Source organism: Ensifer sp. EB106-03-01-XG145, assembly GCF_058792075.1.
The window spans coordinates 38654-60048 of sequence record NZ_JBYTEC010000010.1 but is presented as its reverse complement, the minus strand read 5'-3'; the positions used below and the strand labels follow the sequence as shown (position 1 = coordinate 60048).

Genomic DNA, 21395 nt, shown 5'->3' with positions numbered 1-21395 from the left:
CCATAACGTTCGAAGGGGGATAAAAATTTGATCCATATGGATTTTATTTCAGCAGAAGGTCATGGGCCGGTTGCAGCCGCCGATCCGCGGCTAAAAAGAACGCCGCGCCTGTGACCTAAAAATCACAACGGCGCCCGCGGCCCTCAAGCGACCGAATCACCATCGTTCCGGGCCGGCCTTGTTGCACGTCAACGTTTCAAACGATTGTAGCATGGCAAGCCGCGCCACGCCCCTTTACAAGCTCCGGCAGGCGGGGCAGAGAGAGGCCCGGCACCCTGGGGAGATGCGCCACCCGGCCCTCGCCCAGGCTTCATGAACCGCATGATCAAGGCAGGTATCACGATGACATCGACGCGCACGGAAACAGACACGTTCGGCCCCATCGAAGTGGCAAGCGACCGCTATTGGGGAGCCCAGGCCCAGCGCTCGCTCGGCAATTTCAAGATCGGTTGGGAAAAGCAGCCGGCCTCGATCGTCCGGGCGCTCGGCATCGTCAAGCAGGCAGCCGCCCGGACCAACCAGGCGCTCGGCCGTCTGGATTCCACCGTAGCCGATGCCATCGTCAAGGCATCGCAGGAAGTGATCGACGGCAAGCTCAACGACCATTTCCCGCTCGTCGTCTGGCAGACCGGTTCGGGCACCCAGTCGAACATGAATGCCAACGAGGTGATTTCGAACCGCGCCATCGAATTGCTCGGCGGCGTCATGGGCTCGAAGAAGCCGGTGCATCCGAACGATCACGTCAACATGAGCCAGTCGTCGAACGACACCTATCCGACGGCGATGCACATCGCCTGCGCGGAACGGGTGATCCATGACCTGCTGCCGGCATTGAAGCACCTGCACAAGGCGCTGGAAGCCAAGGTCAAGGCATTCGATCACATCATCAAGATCGGCCGCACCCACACCCAGGATGCAACCCCGCTGACGCTTGGCCAGGAATTCTCCGGCTATGCCGCGCAGGTCGCTTCCTCGATCAAGCGCATCGAGATCACGCTTCCCGGCCTTTGCGAACTCGCCCAGGGCGGCACGGCCGTCGGTACCGGCCTCAATGCGCCGGTCGGATTTGCTGAAAAGGTTGCCGACGAGATCGCCAAGATCACCGGCATTGCCTTCACCTCGGCGCCGAACAAGTTCGAGGCGCTCGCCGCCCATGATTCCATGGTCTTCAGCCATGGCGCGATCAACGCGACGGCTGCAGCCCTCTTCAAGATCGCCAACGACATCCGCTTCCTCGGCTCCGGCCCGCGCTCCGGTCTCGGCGAACTGTCGCTGCCTGAAAACGAGCCTGGCTCGTCGATCATGCCCGGCAAAGTCAACCCGACCCAGTGCGAAGCGCTGACCCAGGTCTGCGTCCAGGTCTTCGGCAACCACGCCGCCCTCACCTTCGCCGGCAGCCAGGGCCACTTCGAGCTCAACGTCTTCAACCCGCTGATGGCCTACAACTTCCTGCAGTCGGTGCAGCTGCTTTCCGATGCGGCCGTGTCCTTCACCGACAACTGCGTCGTCGGCATCGAGGCACGCGAAGACAACATCAAGGCGGCACTCGACCGCTCACTGATGCTGGTCACCGCCCTCGCCCCGAAGATCGGCTACGACAACGCTGCCAAGATCGCCAAGACCGCCCACAAGAACGGCACGACGCTGCGCGAAGAAGCCGTCGGCGGCGGCTACGTGACGAACGAAGAGTTCGACGCGATCGTGCGCCCCGAAACGATGATCGGCCCGGCCTGATCCATTTTGACACACCACGGCGCCTCAACGGCGCCGTGGGTTCAAGTCGCAAACGCTAGGATAGATCGGCGGGAATGGCCGCAGTCGATCGAACTGCGGTGCACCGCGGCGGCAAATATTAAGACTTCGCAAATCATTTGCCCCTAAAAATCATAACCCGTAAGCAGTGATTAATATTAGGGGGTTTGCACATGCAAACGGCAAACTCGGGCAAAGCACAGACGCCCGATATCGCAGCGCAAGTAACCCATGCCATGCGCATGATGGGTGTCGCGCCTATCCCCCGCAACTACGAACTCTATTACGAAGCCTATCTCGGCTCCAACCCGCAGCTGTCGAAAGAACTCGCGGCGCTCGGTAGCCGCGCGACCCAGGAAGAGCTGGATGCGATCGGCGCGCAGTACTTCAGCCACATCCACCGCTCGAACGGCATCGAGCGCGCCCACACCACCCTTGCAGCCAAGCTTGCCGAGCTCGTTACCCTGTTGCGCGACGAGCAATACGCGCTTGAGAACTACAACAAGGTTCTCGATGAGGCCTATGTCAACATCGTCAGCAAGAGTGCATCGAGCGCGGATATCCTGCGCCACGCGATCGGCATCCTGACCGAGGCGACGGCCGAGACGATGAGCCAGGGCAAGGAGCGCGTCGAGACCGTTGTGCAAAAGTCCTTCGAAATGGAGGTCATCCGGCAGGAACTCGACGAGTACAAGCGCATCGCCAACACGGATTCGCTCACGCGTCTCGCCAACCGGCGCGCCTTTGACGACAATCTGGCGGCCGTCTACAACAATGAGCACCTGAGAAATTACACCGGCCTGCTCGTTGCCGACATCGACCATTTCAAGAAGGTCAACGACACGTTCGGCCATCCGGTCGGCGACAAGATCCTCGCGACCGTCGGCGGAGTCCTTCGCGCCAACCTGCGCCGTGAGGCGTTCGTTGCCCGCACCGGCGGCGAGGAATTTGCCATTATCCTTGGCGACAGCACCCAGGAAGAATGCCTGCAGATCGCCGATCGCATCCGCACGGTTCTTGCGGCAACGCCCTTCCGCAATTCGAAGACCGGTGTCAACTACGGCCCGATCACGCTTTCCGTTGGCGTCTGCATGGCGACCGCAGCAGAAGACCCTGTCGATCTCTACAACAAGGCGGATATCGCGCTCTATTCGGCCAAGAATGGCGGGCGCAACAAGACCGTTCTCTTTGAAGACGGCATGCGCAAGGAATCCGGCCGCAACTGGCTGATCTATCGACGCTGACCTACGGCGCTCTGCGATCGAACTGACAATCGCGCTCTTCATGGGCGCTTTTTGTTTGCCGGTGCTCGGGCATGCGTGAAGGCGCCGCCCGCTCTGAACGCTGCGAGGCAGCCGACTAGTGGCCGCAGGCATCCGCGCCCGCCGCCCGCGCGATCGCGATCAGCTCCGGCCGGTACTCGAAATGCATCGTATCGAAGTGGTACCAGCGGCCACCCCAGATGAAGCCGTGCTTCTCGAAAATCTCGACGATATCCAGCGGATAGCGGTTGCGATAGCCGTGCACCCCCTTCCCGGACCAGCGCCAGTAATCCGCAAAGCCCGTATTGAGATCGATCGCCGCGCCGAAGCTATGGACCGACAGCGTGGCAGCACCGGCAATCGGCCGCCAGTTGAAGGTGCCGGCGCTTGGGCTGAGATAGCGTTTGAGTTCGGCATGTCGCGAAAGATCAGCGGCGATCGCCTTCAGCGCCGCGGCCGTTCCGTGCTTCCGCGTCACCTGCAGCCGCTCGCCGAACCAGTCCACAGTGACGAGATCCCGCCTGACAGCCGCAGCACTGCTGCCATAGAGCCGCTTCAACAGTGCTTCGCTGCGGATGCGACCCGGATCGAAATCGACGGCCGGCGCTTTCGCACACGCGCCCAGCGGATAGATCTGTGACAGGCTGTCCTCGATATCCGCCGCGGCCAGTTTCTCGGCATGGCTCTTCTTCTTGCCGTCGTCGATGGAGAGCGGCACCCCACCATCCCGCAGAACCAGGACATTGCCGTCGATCCGCTCGATGGCATCGGGGTAGGCCGTAGCCAGCAGGCTGAGCTTCTCGGATAGACTGGGCTCGCCGGCTGTCGCCTTGCCGGCCAAGAGAGCGAAAAGGAGTGCTGATGCACCTGTCAGAGCCTGCCGCCGCACCCTCGCCTCCACCCGCGCGCTTCGCTGAGATGGCGACCGTACCGGTCGGCCCCCGCAGCAGCCTACCACATGGTCTTGGCTGCGCGCTCCGGCCATTCGCGGTCATAGGTTTCGCGGTCGAAATCCGTCTTGGCAGCCTTCAGCAACGCGCCGGGCGTCGGCAGCGATGCCGGATCGAGGAAGCGTTCCGGGTTCCAAAGCTGCGCGCGCATCACCGCACGGGCGCACTGAAAATAGACTTCACCGATGGTCACGACAATCACGCTGCGCGGGTGCTTGCCGTCGACCTCGAAGCTATCGGTAAGCTCCGGATCGATACTGAGGACGGCTGTGCCGTTGATGCGCATCGTCGTGTTCGAGCCGGGGATCAGGAACATCAGCGCCACGCGCGGGTCACGCACGATATTGGCGAGCGAATCGACCCGGTTGTTGCCGCGCCAGTCGGGAAGCAGCACCGTCTTGTCGTCGGCGATCCGAACGACGCAATCGTCGTCACCGCGCGGCGAACAATCGAGCCCCTCCGGCCCGACGGTTGCGAGCGCGCAGAAGGGCGAAGCCTCGATCATCAGCCGATACTCCGCCGTCAGCGTTTTGGTGACCTTGGCCACCGATGCTTCGCTAACACCGCCATAGAGCGCGTTGAGTTCCTCGACCGTGGTGATGACCGACATGCCGTCCTCCAATACCGAAAGATCTCCGGATCGATGGCAGGGCGCGGATTGCGAAGCGATTCCGGAGGCTAAAGCGACCCTTTGACCGATAGCATGACAGTCTGATGACGGCAGCAACGAAAAATAGTCAGGCGGCGGCTTTTTGATCTTCCGCGTGTATGAAGGCATTGATCCGCGCGATCACGGGTGCGGCCGAGACGATGCGGCGATGGCCGAAGCCGTTTGCCCAAAACATCTCCACGTTCGGCCCAGCGGCTGCATAGCGGCGGGCATGATCGGCCGCGACCTCCTTGTCGTCCTCCGCATGGATGACCAGCGTCGGCACGGCGAGGACGCCGATGATCCGCGCGGCGTCGAAATCCTCGAGGCGTCTGCCGGCGAGACGCTCGACAACATCTTCGAAGGCCGCCTGCGTCTTCGGCGCCAGGCGAAGAATTTTGCCGAAACCTTTGAAAAGCCAAGTCATCTCGCTCGGCGCGCCGATCAGCACCAGCTTCTTCGCCACATGGCTGCGCACGTCGCAGACGATGCCGCCCGCCGCACAAGCAAGGCTTCCCCCGCCAAAGGAATGACCGACGCAGACATCGAAATTGCCGAAATGCCGCCAGGCGGCGTCGATCGCCCTGACCGCTGCAGGCATCGTGAGTGTGCGTCCCGGCGAACCGCCATGCCCCGGCCAGTCGAGCGTCACCACTTCAGCGCCGCCTTTGACCAGGCCATCGATCATCGCAGCCAAGTAGTCGCTGCGCGATCCCCAGCCATGCACGAGCAGGATGCGCTTGGCGTTGGCGGCATTGCGCGGAGCGGCGAACTGGCGTGCCAGCACCCAGCCGCCGGCATAGGAAAGCGTCACCGGCTGCCCCGTGGCGATCACGGGCGCCGCGGCCGCGAGCGCCGCCCTCTCCTTGGCGTTCTTAGGCTGCCGGCCGGGCGTCACGCTGAAAAGCTTGAAGGCAAGCCTGCCGGCGGCCTCGGGCGAGAACGCTGCCACGCCTTTCAGCGTGTGGCGGATGACCTTGATCGCAAAGGGTGCCATAGTGGGAATCTCTTGTTATGTTCAATGCTGAACATAATTGTACAACGTTGAACAAAAATCAAGTGACGACAGAACACCATTTCCCTTGGGATCACCCCCGTTTCCGCAGCTGGATCGCGGTTGCGCGCGCCTGCCAGCTCATGCAGCAGACGGTGACGCGCGAGATCGCCCATCTCGACATCAAGCCGCCACACCTCGATATCCTGATCAACCTCTACCGCTTCGACGGCATTTCGCAGCAGGAACTGGCACGCAAACTGCTGGTGGGCCGCTCCAACATGAGCATGCTGTTGCCGCAGCTGGAAAAGCGCGGCCTGATCCTGCGCCGCGGTGACGAGAAGGACAAACGGGTACTGCGGTTGTCGCTGACACAGGAGGGCCGCAACCTTACGGAGGCAGCCATGGAGATCCACACGGCGCTGATCGAGAAATTGCTGGACGACGAGCCGTTGGAGGACTGCATGGTGGTCACCCGATCCATGGAGCGGCTGATCGGGATACTGCTGAAAGAAGAGGACGAACTGGCCTGACGACAGGCACAGTCGAGATCAGCGCGGCTTTTCCGTCTTGTCGCGCGACATGCCCTTCTCAGCGAGTTCCTGTTCATAAGCACCGAAGAGCTCTCCACCCTTCTCGCCGAGTTCGCGCAGATAGCTCCAGGTGAAGATGCCGGTATCGTGAAAATCGTCGAAACCGATGCGCACCGCGTAGTTGCCGGTTGGCTGCACTGAAATGATCTGCACGTTGCGCTTGCCGGGCACCGTCACCCGTTGGCCCGGCCCATGGCCCTGCACTTCGGCAGACGGCGATAGTACCCGCAGCATCTCCGCCGAGAGATCGAAGGATGCGCCATCGTTGAAGGCGACGACGAGCCGGTGGCGATCCTTGGAGACACGCAGTTCCGTCGGCCAGATTTCACTCATATTGCCTGCTCCTGTTCGCGAACGGCAAACGCGATGCCGTCCATTCGCCGTGATCCGCCTGAAAGCTTCATCGCACCTTGCTTGCTGAAACCTCCTATCCCTGATGCGGCTTTGACTTAGGGATGAGTATGCACTAGCGCAGAAATCGGCTGGCGAGAATTACCCTGCTCTTCCGATCAACACTTTGCGACAGTATGCGCCTTGACGCGAGCAGGTTCGACAACGACATTGAAAGGGCTGGGAGAAAGCCGTTTTGAACACAGCCACGATAGACAGGTTCGGCGCCAGGCCGCTAGAGCAGAAGACCGTTCCAATGATCGACCCCTTCGGTCGGGCGATTACCTATCTGCGCGTGTCGGTCACCGATCGCTGCGATTTCCGCTGCACCTATTGCATGGCGGAACACATGACCTTCCTGCCGAAGAAGGATCTGCTGACGCTCGAAGAATTGCACCGGCTCTGTTCCGCCTTCATCGCCAAGGGCGTGCGCAAGCTGCGGCTCACCGGCGGCGAGCCGCTGGTGCGCAAGAACATCATGTTCCTGGTGCGTGAACTCGGCAAGGAGATCGAGGCCGGCCGGCTCGACGAGTTGACGCTGACGACCAATGGCTCGCAGCTCGCGAAATATGCCTCCGAGCTTGTCGAGTGCGGCGTCAAGCGCATCAACGTCTCGCTCGACACGCTCGATCCGGCGAAGTTCCACCAGATCACCCGCTGGGGTGACCTCTCCAAGGTCATGGAAGGCATCGACGCGGCCCAGGCTGCCGGCCTCAAGATCAAGATCAACGCCGTGGCGCTGAAAGGTTTCAACGACGCGGAGATCCCCGATCTCATGCGCTGGGCCCATGGCCGCGGCATGGACCTGACGCTGATCGAAACCATGCCGATGGGCGAGATCGAAGAAGACCGCACCGACCACTACCTGCCGCTCTCCGAGATGCGCCGGCAATTGGAACAGAGCTTCACGTTCTCGGACATCCCCTATCGCACCGGCGGCCCTGCCCGTTATCTCGAGGTCGCCGAAACCGGCGGACGGCTCGGCCTTATCACGCCGATGACGCATAACTTCTGCGAAAGCTGCAACCGCGTCCGCCTCACCTGCACCGGCACGCTCTATATGTGCCTCGGCCAGAACGACGCGGCCGACCTGCGCACTGCGCTCCGCGCCTCCGAAGACGATGCCTATTTGAGCCAGGTGATTGACGAGGCGATCGGCCGCAAGCCGAAAGGCCACGACTTCATCATCGACCGGGAGCACAACCGCCCCGCCGTCGCCCGCCACATGAGCGTCACCGGCGGCTGAGCTTCCCGCACGATACCAACTTTGGATGAACAACCGGCAGGCGGCCCCTCAACCGCCTGCCGGCACCTTCTCCCTCGCCAAGCGGGGAGAAGGGAATGTGGGGCACACGCTCGTGTCCCCACGTACTCCGCACAGATGCGTCGACGGCTTGCGCTTTCCGGCGACCTACATTGGGATGTCTTGCCGCAGTGCACGTCCCCTCGCCCCGCTTGCGGGGAGAGGGTTAGGGTGAGGGGCTGACAAGCCGGGCGGCAAGCCTTGAAAGCCGCCGTCGGAGGAACAGATCAGGCCGCGTAGCTCCCGCGCCCCTGCGCCTGCGCACCCATTCCCTCCGTACCGGTGCGGAAGCGCTCGATCTTCTCGTTAAGCGCTTCCACCTGCCGGCGCAGCCCGTGGATCTCGGCGGTGTTCTCCTCGACCATCGCGGCGTTCTGCTGGGTGATCAGTTCGACCTCGTGCACGGCGGAATTGACCTCGTTGAGGCCGGTATATTGGTCAGCCGCCGAGGCCTCGATATTGCTGACGAGGTCGTGGATCGTGGTGATGTGACTGTTGATGACGGTGAGCGCATCGCCTGTCTCCTGCACCAGAGCCACGCCGCTCCGCACCTGTGCCGAGCTTTCCGAAATCAGCCCCTTGATCTCGCGGGCCGCTCCTGCGCAACGCTGGGCAAGCTCGCGCACCTCCTGCGCCACCACGGCAAAGCCACGTCCGGCCTCGCCTGCCCGCGCCGCCTCGACGCCGGCATTCAGCGCCAGGAGGTTGGTCTGGAAAGCGATCTCGTCGATGACGCCGATGATCGTGCTGATCTTCTCCGACGAGCGATTGATCTCCGCCATGGCGTCGATCGCCTTGGCGACCACCTGGCCGGAATGCTTGGCATAAGAATTGGTTTCGCCCACCGACACCGTCGTCTTGCGCGCACTTTCGGCCGTCGTGCGGACGATCTCCGTCAATTGCCGAAGGGCACGCGAGCTTTCCTCGAGTGCGGCCGCCTGCTGCTCGGTGCGGCGTGCCAGGTCGTCAGCCGACGACGCGAGATTGCCGGTGCCACCGGTGATCTCGCCGGTAACGACACGCACGTCGGCCAGCGTCGCCCGCAGTGCCTCGACCGCATTGTTGTAGGTGCGGGCCATGATCACGTAGTCGGCCGGCAGGTCCTCGGCCATGCCTTCCTCGAGATTGCCGTCGGCGAGAGCTGCGAGAACATCCGAAAGCGCATTCAGCGCCTGCATCTGCTCGGCCTCGACACGGGCACGCTCCGCGGCGCGGCGCGCTTCTTCTTCTGCCGAAAGCGCACGCGCCGCCTCCGCCTCGCGCCCCAGCCGCACGTTCTCGAGGGCATTGTCGCGGAACACGGCAACGGAGCGCACCATGTCGCCGATCTCGTCGCCGCGGTTGCGACCCTCGATGGCAACGTCGAGATCGCCGCCGGCAAGCCGCGTCATCGTTTCGGTCACGCGCTTCAGCGGGCCACGCAGCGTTTCGACCAGCATCAGGCCACCGATGATGGCGAGCAGCGTGCCGGCAATCATGGCGACGATCGAGACATCGGCCGAGCGCTGGCTGTCGACCTTGCCGGCTTCCTGCGCGCTGCTGACGAAACTCTCAAGCGTGGTGCTGGCAGTGGCCACGAGTGCCGAAGCTTCCGCCTTGGCCGCCAGCCAGCGGCCGCCGACGTCGATCAGTGCCGCGGTGTCCTTGTCGATGTTGCCGAGCGAGGGCCCAAGCTTCGCCGGAAGATCGCGAAGCGCCGCGTTCTTGCCGCCGAGTTCGCCGAGCTTGCCCGCCGTTTCGCGAACCGCCTGGATGTCAGCCATGACCGGCTCGCGGCCCGCGGCATCGAGCTTGCGGTGCAACTCGCTGATATGCAGCCGCGTGCTGTCGAGCCCCTTGAAGGTATCGCCCATCAGCGCGATGAGGGTCTTCAGTTGTGAAATCTCGGCATCCATGCCGACGAAGCGCTTGGCCGCCGTATCCGAGTTCTTGGCTGCCTCCTTGGCGAAGTCCGCTTCATATTTGGAGAACTTGCTGAGGATCGGCACCAGCGCGTTTTTCTTCGCCTCGCTGTCTTCGGCACCGGCAAGGATCGCCTGAACCTTGAGCGCCTGTTCCTTCACGTCGGCAATCGGCGCTTGCACCTTTTCCGAGGCAATCTTTTCGGCCTCATCGATCTGCTTCACGAGATGCGGCAGCAGCTTGCCCGCCTGATCGATCTTGGCATCCGGATTGACGGCCATCGTGACCGGCAGTCGGAATTTCTTGATGCGCTCGGCCAGGCCCTGATAGGCGGCGGCATCGAAGAGCAGCGCCTTGGCGAAGGCTTCCTTCTCGCCGGATTCCTTGCGGATGATGTCGATCTGCTTGTAGGCACTGTTGCCCTGCTCGGTCATGTCGGCGAGCGCCGTTTCCAGCGATGCCGTCACCTGGTCCCGCTCGAGCTTGGTCACCCAGAGTTTGTCCGTCTGGCTGCGCATCGTCTCACCCAGCGCCAGCACCGAGGCGATCTCCGCCTTGTCCTCACCGCGCGTCAGCAGGCCGTCCAGCGTCTTCACGCCGCTTTCCTGCTCGTCGATCTGGCTCGCCAAAGCAGCCCGAGTTTCCTCGCTCGGCGCATCGGCAAAAGCCTGCAGCGCGCTGCGCAGCGCCTGGAAGTCCGAGAGATTGTTGATGGTTTCCCGCGTCACGGTCATATGGCCGTTGAGCGTGCGGGCGGTGAAGAAGCCAATGAGACCAATACCGGCAATCAGCGCCACAAGCGGAACCACGAAAAGCAGAACCTTGGTGACGATCCGCAAACGCTGCAGCAGGCGATCGATGAAAGACATTGCGCACCCCTGAATTATTCTTATGGGAAGCAGGCCCGCGCGGCGGCTTTTCTTGGTGGAAACACCGATGGGACGAGTGCCGAAGGCTCTCCTAAGCCTGGGCAGACGTCCCTGGAATGGCCACCCTGCAAGGTTACTGCGGCGCCACCCCGCCGATCGCGTCATGCGAATGGATGCGGAATTGCAGCGACGATAGGCAGCGAAACTTAAGATTCCGCGAATAAGCTCAGTTCGCCGGCGGACGTTTTAGCGGCCTGCCACAGTCTTCCGGGCAATTGAACTCGGCCGGGGCTGACCGTTCTACTTGCGCTGAAAGAAAAACGGCCGCCGCATGCGAACCCGTTTGCACAAGCCGGCAGCCAATGCTTAAACATTGGGCGATCCATCCCGTGGATTCGCCTCCCCATTCGTCGACAGCGTAGCCCGCTTTCCGGCGCCGCAGGACAGCCAGCATGCAAGCCTCCACCAATTTCCGCGGCATTCTTTTCATGTGCCTGGCGATGGTCACGTTCTCCTGCAACGACGCGCTGGTCAAATCCGTCACCGGCGCGATGAACGTGGGCCAGATCATCTTCGTGCGCGGGCTGCTGACGACGCTGATGGTGGTGCTCGCCGCCTGGCAATTTCGCGCCTTTCGTCCGCTCCGCACCCTGATGCAGCCGGTGATCCTGCTGCGCATCGCCATGGAGGCGCTCGCCTCGGTCACCTATATCTCCGCCCTCGGCCAGATCCCGCTCGCCAATGCCTCGGCGATCATGCAGGCACTGCCCCTGGCCGTCACGCTCGGCGCCGCCCTGTTCCTTGGCGAGCCAGTCGGCTGGCGGCGCTGGACGGCGATCATCGCCGGCTTCATCGGCGTGCTGATCGTGCTTCGGCCCGGTCCCGAGGGCTTCACGCCGGCGGCACTGACCGTCGTCGCCTGCGTGTTCGTCACGGCAACCCGCGATCTCTGCACCCGCCGCATCGGCCATGACGTGCCCTCGCTTTACATCACCGTGTCGACCTCCCTTGTCACAACCATCGTCGGTGCCGTCCTCATCCAGCCGATGGGCGGCTGGCAGCCAATGTCGGCGATGACCTTCAGCCACATCGCCGCCGCGAGCATCCTGCTGATGCTCGGTTACCAGACGATCGTGCTGGCAATGCGCGCCGGCGATATCTCGGTCATTGCGCCCTTCCGCTACACCAGCCTGATCTGGTCGATCGCGATCGGTATCTTCTTCTTTACGGAAGTGCCCGATACCTGGATGCTGGTCGGCGTTGCGGTCATTATCGGTTCGGGCCTCTACACCTTCTACCGCGAGACCCTGCGCGGCCGAAAAGCGGTCGCCCAGCGCTCGCTGACCGGCCCTTTGGAATAGGAGCCGCGCGATGCCGGACACCTCACGCCCTCTGATCAGCGAACCGCTGCCCGCCGTCATCCTCGCAGGCGGATTGTCGCGCCGCATGGGAAGCCCGAAGTCTGACCTTCACCTGGGTGGCCGCACGATGCTTTCGCACATCATCGCGCGGCTTCGTCCCCAGGTCACCAGCATAGCCGTCAACCTCAACGCCGAACCGGCAGACACCATCGACGGAAATACGCCCGTTGTTGCCGATACGGTTCCGGGCTTTCTCGGACCGCTCGCCGGCGTGCTGACGGCCATGCGCTATGTGGCAGGGGCTACGCCGGAAGCATCCCATGTCGTGGTCGTTCCGACCGACACGCCCTTCTTTCCTGACGACCTCGTCGCGCGACTGATCGCCGCCTTGACCCAACGTCAACAGATTTCCGTCGCGGCATCCGTCGGCCAGATGCATCCACTGTTTGCGCTCTGGCCAGTTGCGCTCGCCGACGAGCTGGAGACCTGGCTGACGAGCGACCCGAAGCGGCGCGTCCGTGCCTTCATCGAACGCCATGCCTCGGTAACGGTCGACTTTCCTGTCACCATGACGCCGAAGGGCGCATTCGATCCCTTCTTCAACGTCAACACTCCTGCGGATCTCACCGAGGCGAAGGAATGGTTGAGCTTTTTCGAGGACAGCAGAGCATGAACGCCATGAAGATCTTCGGCATCGCCGGCTGGAAGAATTCCGGCAAGACCGGACTGATGGTGCGGCTCGTCACCGAATTGACGCAGCGCGGCTACGTGGTTTCCACCGTCAAGCACGCGCACCACGACTTCGACATCGACAAGGTCGGCGCCGACAGCTACCGCCATCGCGAGGCTGGCGCCCACGAGGTGACGATCGTCTCCGGCACGCGGTTTGCGATCATGCACGAATTGCGCGGCGCACTGGAACCGTCCTTCGAGGACATCCTTGCGCGGCTTGCCCCTTGCGATCTTGTGCTCGTCGAGGGCTACAAGCGCGAACCGATCCCGAAGATCGAGGCCCGGCGCCTGGAATCGGCGAACCGCGAGCCGCTGGCCCCCACCGATCCGCATATCTGCGCGATCGCTGCCGATCACCCGGTTGCGGACACTGATCTCGCGGTGTTCGATCTCGACGACACCTCTGCCATCGCCGATTTCGTCGAGCAGGTCACCGGATTGCAGCGCAAGGACAACGCCTCCTGACGACGGCATGTTTCCATACTGATCAGACACAGCGGCGCTTCAGGCTTCAACGCTGCGAAGCGTCGCGATACGCCTTCGGCAGCCCGGCCAGCGCCTGTTGCGTCTTTTGCATCCCCTGCGCGGCCGCCTTGGCATACCATTCGGCGGCGGTCGAAAGGTCCTTCTCCACGCCATCGCCTCTGGCATAGGCGATGCCGAGATTGAGCTCCGCGTCGGCATTTCCTTGTTCGGCCGCCTTACGGAACCAACTGACGGCAGCCGGGGCGTCGATTTCGACACCGATCCCGTTGAGATAGGCCATGGCGAGATTGTACTGCGCCAAGGCATAGCCTTGCTCGGCCGAGAGCCTGTAGAGCCGCACCGCTTCCTCAGCGTTTCTCTCGAGACCCTGGCCGTTTGCATACATGACCGCCAGATTGAATTGACCCTTTGGATCATCGCGCTCAGCGAGCGTCAGGAACCAGTGGTGCGCTTCCGCGTAGTTTTCCGCCACGCCGGTACCGTTCAGGTACATGACGCCGACATTCATCTGGGCCTGCGGATTCCCCTGTTTTGCTGCCTTCAGGAACAGTTCGAACGCCGCAGCCTCGTCCTTCTCGACGCCTCGACCCAGCATATAGAAGATCGCCAGATCCACCTGCGCCGAAACCATGCCCTGGTCGGCCGCCTTGCGGCACCATCTCACCGCCTCCCGATCGTCGCGCCCGACGCCGAAGGCGCGCACGTAAACGCCACAGAGGAGATTTTGCACGTCCTTGTTGCCGGCGTTTGCTGCAGGGCGGAGCCAGCGAATGCCCTCCCTGGCATTGATCCGCCCGGCCTCACTGTTGAAATAGAGCCGGCCGGCATTCGCTTGCCCTTCGATGTCTCCCTGCTCGGCGGCACGCAGATACCAGCGCAGCGCTTCGGCCAGATTGCGTTCCACCCCGGCACCTTTCTCGTACATGAAGCCGAGATTGTACTGAGCGCGGGCCTCGCCGGCGATCGCGGCTCGCGACGTCCATCGGTAGGCCTCCGCATCATTCTTCAGCGTGCCGTTTCCTTGAAAATAGGCGATGGACAGATTGTGCATGGCCGACACCAACCCCTGCTCTGCCGCCTTGCGATACCATTCAAAAGCCGCGGCCTGATCGCGCTTCGCGCCGCGCCCCTCCTGAAGCAGATAGCCGAGGTTGTATTGGGCCGCGGCATAACCTTGTTCCGCTGCCTGCCGGTAGTAGGCCACCGCCTGCACCTCGTCCTTGGCAACACCCAACCCCTGTTCGTAGTGAACCCCGAGACTGTATTGCGCGGCCGGGGTCTTCTGGTCGGCTGAAAGCCGAAACCAGCGTAGCGCCTCGGCATAGTTCTGCTTCACGCCTTCGGCACCATTGAAATAGATCGTACCAAGAAGGAACTGCGCCTTCGCATTGCCCTTCGCGGCCGCCTTCCCGTACCAGCCGATGGCTTTCAAAACGTCGCGCGCAACACCCTCACCTGTCTGGTAGCGTATGCCGATATCGATCTCAGCCTCGACATCGCCTTTCTCGGCGCGCTCCAGCACTTGCTCGAACGGCTGCAATGGCGCACTCGCACCATCCGCGCGCGCAGGCGACGCGAATGCCTGCGATAGCAGCGCGATAACGAACCCGATAACGATACGCTTCATCCACTCCTCCAGAGCCAGACGCATAGCTCGACAAGCCTAAGGGGGAGCTGCCGGCAACGGAAAATGGAATTCGACAAGCCGCTACTTTGCGTCGAGCAGCGGCCTTGCAACTGTCATGAGAGAAACGGCTTGGTCGAGCACGCACAATCCACCACGCGATATGGGATATGGAACATCGCCGCGCTCGGGGAGATATCACTCGACGCAGACATTTTCCGGCGCTGACCATTTCCTGACGGACATTTTCCGCAGCCAGCCGCCAAAATCCGTCAATTCGTCGCGCCGACCGTCATTTCATCCGGAATGTCATTCAATCGGACGAAGCTGTAGCCCTTCGCCTTGAGGTCGAGGATGCCGCGCGCGACGCCGGCGCCGGCGGAATGGGTCGGCTGGTTGATATGGGCGATGATGACATCGCCGTCCTTCGCTGCGCGAATCCGCTTTTCGGCGACGGCTGCGCCGAGCAGCGAGCCGCCGTCGCCGTTCACCGAGTAGCCGGCGATGCGATAACCCATGGCGCGGATCTGGCTCATCGACGAATGGGTATATTTGGCGGTTGCCCCACGGAACCAGTGCGGCGCCGGCAGGCCATGCGCCTTGATCGCCGTCGCACCGCCATCGACTTCGGCCGCAACCGCAGCCTCCGACCCGGCCGCCGCCAGACCATAGACCGAGACCTTCACGTCGATCGGCGGCACATGCATGGCGCCATGATCCTCGATCTCGAACAGATCCGGATGCGCCTTCATCACCTCGACGACGAGGCCGTTGCGCTTCAGCCAGCGCGCGGTCACGAAGATTGTCGCCGGAATGTGGTTCTCGATCAGGGTGCCGAGGATGCGCATGTCGGTCGCGCCGCTGCAGGCATCGAGCGTCAGGGCGACGCGCGGCGCCCCGCTCTTTCCATCTGGATTGGCCGGCAGCCGCAGATCCGGCTCCACGAGCCCCGGTGCTGCGACAGCCGATTGGGTGAGCATGATGAAGGCGAGGAACGGCAGGGCAACGGCTTTCATGGCAATCCGGAAATTAAAGAGGCTGGAGATCTGTGAAACGACGGAAACCCGCCTTTTGCGAGGCGGGTTTCCTAGAGCTATTCGGACATTCCTGCCCGAAGCTTGATCAGCGCTGTGCGACTTTGATCAGCGCTGGGCGACTTTGTTAGCGCTGCGCGACCGGACGGACCAGCGGCGTGACGCGGCGAATGGTGACGCGGCGGTTCTGCTGTTCGGCCTCCTCAGTCCGCACCTTGAGGAAGCGCTCGCCGTAGCCCTGGGTCACAAGGTTTTCCGGCGGAATGCCGTAGACCTCGGTCAGCAGCGATGCGACCGATTCGGCGCGCTTATCCGAAAGCACGAGGTTCGAGCGGTCCGAGCCGACGGCATCAGTGTGGCCTTCGATGAAGAAGGTTTCACCCGGATCCTTCGCCAGAACCTTCTCCATTGCGGCCGCGACCTTGCGCATCGTTTTCGCCTGCGACATCGACACTTCGGCGCTGCCCGTCGGGAAGGTGATCGTATCGAGATCGATACGGCGAACCTTGTCGCGCAGGCGGGCCGAATGACGCACCTCGTCCATCGTGTAGACGCGCTCGACGCGCTCGACCGGCGGCTCGGCCAGGAACTCGTAGTAGTCACGGTCCGGGTCGTCGGAAACGTCGGCAATATAATCACTCACCGGGATGCGCAGACGCATCGGCGGCAGTTCGTAGCCGACGTCGGTGATCGCCGGACGCGGGCCTTCGTCACGCTCGGGAGCATAGATCATCAGATATTCGTTGCCGTCGCGGTCAACGCGCGAGCGCTGCAGGATGTCGCCGTAGCGGTTGTAGACGGTGACGATCCGGTAGCCGCCCGGACGCAGGATGGTTTCGCGGGTGCGGCCGCGCGGAAGTTCGTCGTAATAGGTCTCTTCCGCATCGTGACGCAGACGCGGACGGTCGTCGCCGCGCACGAAGATCTGATCGCCGACGCCGAGGATCACGCGGTTGTCGACCTGCTCGACGACCTTCACCTCGGTGATGTTGTTGGTGACGTTGTTGATGGTCGTGTTGTTGTTGATCACCGTGTTGTTGATGACGGTGTTGTTGACGATGTTGGTCGTCTCCGGAACCACGAAGACCGGCGCCTCATCGACGCGCGTGCCCTTTTCGTTGAGGTTCGCCTCGATCTTCTGCGTCAGGTCGGCCGGGGTCTCGGCGGTGATGGCAGCCTGGGATGCGGCATCGTCTGCCGGCGCCGGCGCGTCTTCTTCCTTGGCGCGCAGCTCCTCGCGCAGCTTCTGGCGCTCTTCGCGCGCCTGGTTGCCGCCGGCATTGTCGGCGTCCTTGTCGCTGTCGAGCACGGCCGCACCGTTTTCAACCGGCAGAACGACGGTCTCGTCGGTCGCCGCCGGGTCTTCGGCGATCTTCACCTTTTCTTCTTCGGTGCGGGTGTCGACCACTTCCGGAACCGGCTGCTGCACCTGCGGCTGCTGCTCGGCGGTCGCCGGCTGCTCGGTCCCCGGGACGGGTTGACCTTCGCCGGTCTGCGGCTGCTCGGTGCCAGGCACAGGCTGGCCCTCGCCGGTCTGCGGTTGCTCCGTGCCGGGCACAGGCTGGCCCTCGCCGGTCTGCGGTTGCTCCGTGCCCGGTACAAGCTGGCCTTCGCCAGTCTGGGGTTGCGGCTCCGTGCCCGGCGCCGTTTCGGTCGGCGCGGGCTGTTCGCCTGCCTTCTGCTCTTCGGTCACGGGCGGCTGCTCGCCGGCCTTCTGCTCTTCGGTGGTCGCAGGCTGTTCGGCTGCCTTGCCGCCTTCCGGCGGGCATGCGGTCGATGCATCCTGACCTTTTGGCACCACGCAGGTACCGGGCTGAGCCTGTTCCGCAGCTTTCTGCTGTTCTTCAGCTGCCTTCTGCTGTTCGGCAGCCTGGCGGGCCGCTTCGTCTTCTGCGGCCTTCTGCTGTTCAGCGGCTTTCTGTTGCTCTTCGGCAGCCTTCTGCTCGTCAGCGGCCTTCTGCTGCTCGGCCGCCTGGCGGGCAGCTTCTTCCTCAGCCGCCTTCTGCTGTTCAGCGGCTGCACGGGCAGCCTCTTCCTCGGCAGCCTTCTGTTGTTCAGCCGCCGCGCGGGCAGCCTCTTCCTCGGCAGCCTTCTGCTGTTCAGCCGCCGCGCGGGCAGCCTCTTCCTCAGCGGCCTTCTGCTGTTCAGCGGCTTGGCGGGCAGCCTCTTCCTCAGCGGCCTTCTGCTGTTCGGCGGCCTGGCGGGCAGCCTCTTCTTCGGCAGCCTTCTGTTGCTCAGCAGCCTGGCGCGCAGCCTCTTCTTCGGCCGCCTTCTGCTGTTCGGCCGCCTGGCGTGCTGCCTCTTCTTCGGCCTGGCGCTGCTTCTGCAGCAGCAGCTCTTCCTCAGACTGACCGCCACCCTCCTGTGCAACCTCGAATGGCTTCATCAGGTTGTCGGCGACAGCGGGCGGAACCGCGACGGACACCGACAGCACCGGCAGCGCGACGGTTGCAAACAGCTTGGATCGAATCGACATTTGTCTTCCTTCCTCTTCTTGGGAGGTCCTGGTCCCGCATCCTCTTCCCAGCGTATGACACGGCTAAGAATGGGTGCGAACGCGAATACTCACGGGGCCTTGACCCAAGGTTCCGGCTTTTTTGTGTTGCCAACGACACGCGCCGTCAAGTGCAATGCCCGAGCCACGCGCCGGTTCCTTGATAAGGGCTAGCGGAGGCAAGATTAACCGGCGCTGAACGCACCGTTCATGTTCATTGCGCGACCCGCTACCACAATCTGCGGTCGAAATCCTTTTCCCGGTGAGCACCGTCGCTTTCCTGTTGATTTTTACAGGAAAAGAGTACGAATATCGCCGCAACCGGAGGCAAACGCTCCGGCAGAAATTGGCATCCGTGAAAAACAAAAAACCGGATGTCGGCCAACAGAGAGGACTATCATGCGTATTTCCAAGCGGCTGGCAGCCGCCGCATCGGCTGCCGTTTTCGTGCTCATGGCAAGCTCGGCCATGGCCGACGGCGAAAAGGTCGTTATCGGCACGGAAGGCGCCTACCCGCCCTTCAACAACCTTGCAGCGGACGGCACGCTGACGGGCTTCGACATCGACATCGCCAAGGCACTGTGCACGGAAATGAAGGCCGAATGCACCTTCGTCACGCAGGACTGGGACGGCATCATTCCGGCGCTGATCGCCAAGAAGTTCGACGCCATCATCGCATCCATGTCGATCACTGCCGAGCGCAAGGAAAAGGTCGACTTTACCAACAAGTACTACAACACGCCGCCGGCAATTGTCGTGCCGAAGGATTCGCCGATCACCGAGGCGACCGAGGCAGCGCTTGCGGGCAAGACGCTCGGCGCGCAGGGCTCCACCACCCATTCCAACTATGCCGAAGCGCATATGAAGGGTGCGGACATCAAGCTCTATCCGACGGCTGACGAATACAAGCTCGACATCGCCAACGGCCGTATCGACGCCGTCATCGACGACGTGGTCGTTCTCTCCGAATGGCTGAAGTCGACAGACGGTGCCTGCTGCAAGCTGCTCGGCACGCTGCCGATCGACCCCGTCATCAACGGCGAAGGCGCCGGCATTGCCGTGCGCAAGGGCGACGACGCGCTGCGCGAAAAGTTCAACAAGGCGATCGAAGCGATCCGCGCCAACGGCAAGTACAAGGAAATCAACGAAAAGTACTTCCCGTTCGACGTTTATGGCAGCTGATTGACGGGATCCGGCGCGATTTCCTAGTGAATCATGCCGGAGAAACGTCAGTTCATGCGAAAAATGCAACGGCGGACGGCTTGCCCTTCCGCCGTTTTTGTTTGACAAGAGCCTAAAACAAAGCGCGATCGATACACACAAAAACGGCGCAAAGGGGAAACTTCTGACATGAGCGGGTTGTTTGCCGGCTTCTATTCCATCCTTTCCTGGATCGGATCGATCGTCGATCCATTCTGCGGCCCCGTCGGGGTCTTTCGTTGGCTGGCGCCCGGCACCTTGCTGGCCTGCGGCGACACAGGCTGGGGCGACGATATCGCCTACGGCTTCGTGGTTACCGCGAGCCTTGCCATCGCGACGCTGCCCGTCGGCCTGCTGATCGGCTTTTTCATCGCCCTCGGAAAGCAGTCCGAAGAGCGCACCATACGGTTGGCCGCCAATATCTACACGACGATCTTCCGCGGCCTGCCCGAACTGCTGACGCTCTTCATCGTCTATTACGGCCTGCAGATCCTCGTTCAGCAGTTGCTGGCGACGCTCGGCTACGAGGGGCCGGTGGAGATCAACGCCTTCTTCGCCGGCATGATCGCGCTCGGCGTCGTGTTCTCCGCCTATTGTTCCGAAGTGCTGCTCTCGGCCTTCAAGGCCATTCCGCATGGACAATACGAGGCCGGCGATGCCCTTGGCTTGCATCGCGGCAGGACCATGCGCCTCATCATCCTGCCGCAGCTCGTGCGCATCGCGCTGCCCGGACTCGGCAATCTCTGGATGGCGCTGCTCAAGGACACCGCCCTCGTCTCGGTGGTGGGCCTGACCGACATCCTGCGCCAGACCGGCGTAGCCGCCCGCGTTACCAAGCAAGCCTTTGAATTCTATGGTGTCGCCTGCGTGCTCTTCCTGATCCTCGCGATGATTTCCTCGATCGTCTTTGCGAACCTGGAACGCTGGACCAAACGTGCGGAGATGGGCCGATGAGCACTGTTGCAACGATGATCCCGCCGCAGGCCCCGCCTCCGGTTCCGCCAAGGCCCTATACGCTGACCCGCTTCGTCGGCAGCGTCGCGCTCGGCGTCTGGCTGGCGCTTGGCGTCGGCATCTTCCTGACCGTCGTCAATGGCTGGGACCCGGAGAAATTCGCGAAATACGGTCCGCGCTTCCTCTCCGGCCTCGGCGTCACGCTGATGCTGGTCTCGATCTCGATCGTCCTCGGCGCCCTTCTGTCGCTGCCGATCGCGTTTGCCCGCATGTCGAAGAACAAGCTCTGGTCGTGGCTCGCCTACGGCTATGTTTATTTTTTCCGCGGCACGCCGCTGCTCGCGCAGCTCTTCCTGATCTATTACGGCCTCGGCAGTTTCCGCCCGCAGCTGGAAACGGTCGGCCTGTGGTGGTTTTTCCGCGATGCGTGGAACTGCGCGCTCTTCGCCTTCACGCTCAACACCGCAGCCTACCAGGCGGAAATCCTGCGTGGCGCAATCGGGAGCGTGCCGCGCGGACAGCGTGAAGGTGCCGCCGCCCTTGGCCTGCCCGAGCGCGTCGCTTTCTGGAAGATCATCCTGCCGCAGGCGATGATCGTGGCGCTGCGCCCCTACGGCAATGAAATCATCCTGATGATCAAGGGCTCGGCGATCGTCGCGATCGTCACCGTCTTCGACCTGATGGGCGAAACCCGTTACGCCTTTTCCCGCACCTTCGACTTCCAGATGTATATCTGGGCGGCCATTCTCTACCTGATCATGGTCGAGATCCTGCGCAACATCTGGAGCATGCTGGAAGCGCGGCTGACCCGTCACCTCAAGCGCTGATTCCGGAAATCACCGACGA

General features: G+C 62.6%; 18 protein-coding genes. 10 read left to right on the top strand and 8 right to left on the bottom strand.

Features of this window, described 5'->3' with window-relative positions; genetic code table 11:
* The first annotated feature begins 342 nt into the window (after window positions 1-342).
* Together fumC and AC3WWH_RS22215 are read left to right on the top strand one after the other, a co-directional pair.
* Window positions 343-1734, top strand: coding sequence for a class II fumarate hydratase (gene fumC / locus AC3WWH_RS22220; RefSeq protein ID WP_058324193.1), 1392 nt, complete (start codon window positions 343-345; stop codon window positions 1732-1734).
* Between the two features lie 191 nt (window positions 1735-1925).
* Window positions 1926-2996, top strand: a complete 1071-nt coding sequence (locus AC3WWH_RS22215; protein WP_057248857.1) for a GGDEF domain-containing protein — start codon at window positions 1926-1928, stop codon at window positions 2994-2996.
* Between the two features lie 115 nt (window positions 2997-3111).
* Here AC3WWH_RS22215 and AC3WWH_RS22210 read toward each other — a convergent pair whose 3' ends face one another.
* The 3 genes from AC3WWH_RS22210 to AC3WWH_RS22200 all read right to left on the bottom strand — a co-directional run bounded on the left by AC3WWH_RS22210 (window position 3112) and on the right by AC3WWH_RS22200 (window position 5610).
* The gene (locus AC3WWH_RS22210) at window positions 3112-3903 is read right to left on the bottom strand and encodes a M15 family metallopeptidase (protein ID WP_245299240.1); all 792 of its coding nucleotides are present in this window, start codon (window positions 3901-3903) and stop codon (window positions 3112-3114) included.
* A 62-nt stretch (window positions 3904-3965) separates the two neighbouring features.
* Complete coding sequence (locus tag AC3WWH_RS22205; protein ID WP_058324068.1) at window positions 3966-4574, bottom strand: pyridoxamine 5'-phosphate oxidase family protein; 609 nt, start codon at window positions 4572-4574, stop codon at window positions 3966-3968.
* A gap of 127 nt (window positions 4575-4701) precedes the next feature.
* The gene (locus AC3WWH_RS22200) at window positions 4702-5610 is read right to left on the bottom strand and encodes an alpha/beta fold hydrolase (protein WP_058324067.1); all 909 of its coding nucleotides are present in this window, start codon (window positions 5608-5610) and stop codon (window positions 4702-4704) included.
* 17 nt (window positions 5611-5627) lie between these two features.
* Between AC3WWH_RS22200 and AC3WWH_RS22195 the strand changes: the two genes are divergently transcribed.
* Window positions 5628-6140: a MarR family winged helix-turn-helix transcriptional regulator gene (locus AC3WWH_RS22195; RefSeq protein WP_093232993.1), complete on the top strand. Its 513-nt coding sequence runs from the start codon at window positions 5628-5630 to the stop codon at window positions 6138-6140.
* Window positions 6141-6158: 18 nt separating this feature from the next.
* Here AC3WWH_RS22195 and AC3WWH_RS22190 read toward each other — a convergent pair whose 3' ends face one another.
* Window positions 6159-6533 carry a gamma-butyrobetaine hydroxylase family protein gene (locus AC3WWH_RS22190; RefSeq protein WP_057248853.1) on the bottom strand — a complete coding sequence of 125 codons (375 nt, stop codon included), beginning with the start codon at window positions 6531-6533 and terminating at the stop codon, window positions 6159-6161.
* Between the two features lie 253 nt (window positions 6534-6786).
* Here AC3WWH_RS22190 and moaA point away from each other — a divergent pair, with 253 nt between their 5' ends.
* The gene (gene moaA / locus AC3WWH_RS22185) at window positions 6787-7836 is read left to right on the top strand and encodes a GTP 3',8-cyclase MoaA (protein WP_082641101.1); all 1050 of its coding nucleotides are present in this window, start codon (window positions 6787-6789) and stop codon (window positions 7834-7836) included.
* Window positions 7837-8120: 284 nt separating this feature from the next.
* Here moaA and AC3WWH_RS22180 read toward each other — a convergent pair whose 3' ends face one another.
* Complete coding sequence (locus tag AC3WWH_RS22180) at window positions 8121-10664, bottom strand: methyl-accepting chemotaxis protein (RefSeq protein WP_058324065.1); 2544 nt, start codon at window positions 10662-10664, stop codon at window positions 8121-8123.
* Window positions 10665-11116: 452 nt separating this feature from the next.
* Here AC3WWH_RS22180 and AC3WWH_RS22175 point away from each other — a divergent pair, with 452 nt between their 5' ends.
* From AC3WWH_RS22175 to mobB, 3 genes are read left to right on the top strand one after another with little or no spacing between them, the layout of a single operon-like run.
* Entirely contained in the window at window positions 11117-12025 is a 909-nt protein-coding gene (locus AC3WWH_RS22175; protein WP_058324064.1) for a DMT family transporter, read from the top strand.
* A 10-nt stretch (window positions 12026-12035) separates the two neighbouring features.
* Window positions 12036-12698 (top strand): molybdenum cofactor guanylyltransferase MobA, encoded by a 663-nt coding sequence (gene mobA, locus AC3WWH_RS22170; protein WP_058324063.1) that lies wholly within the window; start codon window positions 12036-12038, stop codon window positions 12696-12698.
* Complete coding sequence (mobB, locus tag AC3WWH_RS22165; RefSeq protein ID WP_058324062.1) at window positions 12695-13222, top strand: molybdopterin-guanine dinucleotide biosynthesis protein B; 528 nt, start codon at window positions 12695-12697, stop codon at window positions 13220-13222. The genes mobA and mobB overlap by 4 nt, the downstream gene beginning before the upstream one ends.
* Before the next feature lie 46 nt (window positions 13223-13268).
* Here the strand turns inward: mobB and AC3WWH_RS22160 are convergent, their stop codons facing one another.
* The 3 genes from AC3WWH_RS22160 to AC3WWH_RS22150 form a co-directional block, all read right to left on the bottom strand.
* The gene (locus tag AC3WWH_RS22160) at window positions 13269-14870 is read right to left on the bottom strand and encodes a tetratricopeptide repeat protein (protein WP_058324061.1); all 1602 of its coding nucleotides are present in this window, start codon (window positions 14868-14870) and stop codon (window positions 13269-13271) included.
* A gap of 269 nt (window positions 14871-15139) precedes the next feature.
* Entirely contained in the window at window positions 15140-15883 is a 744-nt protein-coding gene (locus AC3WWH_RS22155; RefSeq protein WP_113399127.1) for a polysaccharide deacetylase family protein, read from the bottom strand.
* A gap of 145 nt (window positions 15884-16028) precedes the next feature.
* The gene (locus AC3WWH_RS22150; protein WP_058324059.1) at window positions 16029-18377 is read right to left on the bottom strand and encodes an OmpA family protein; all 2349 of its coding nucleotides are present in this window, start codon (window positions 18375-18377) and stop codon (window positions 16029-16031) included.
* Between the two features lie 417 nt (window positions 18378-18794).
* Between AC3WWH_RS22150 and AC3WWH_RS22145 the strand changes: the two genes are divergently transcribed.
* The 3 genes from AC3WWH_RS22145 (at window position 18795) to AC3WWH_RS22135 (ending at window position 21376) form a co-directional block, all read left to right on the top strand.
* Entirely contained in the window at window positions 18795-19577 is a 783-nt protein-coding gene (locus AC3WWH_RS22145) for an ABC transporter substrate-binding protein (RefSeq protein ID WP_058324058.1), read from the top strand.
* Between the two features lie 168 nt (window positions 19578-19745).
* The gene (locus tag AC3WWH_RS22140; protein ID WP_057248842.1) at window positions 19746-20549 is read left to right on the top strand and encodes an ABC transporter permease; all 804 of its coding nucleotides are present in this window, start codon (window positions 19746-19748) and stop codon (window positions 20547-20549) included.
* Window positions 20546-21376, top strand: a complete 831-nt coding sequence (locus tag AC3WWH_RS22135; RefSeq protein WP_057248841.1) for an ABC transporter permease — start codon at window positions 20546-20548, stop codon at window positions 21374-21376. The genes AC3WWH_RS22140 and AC3WWH_RS22135 overlap by 4 nt, the downstream gene beginning before the upstream one ends.
* The last annotated feature ends 19 nt before the right edge of the window (window positions 21377-21395 follow it).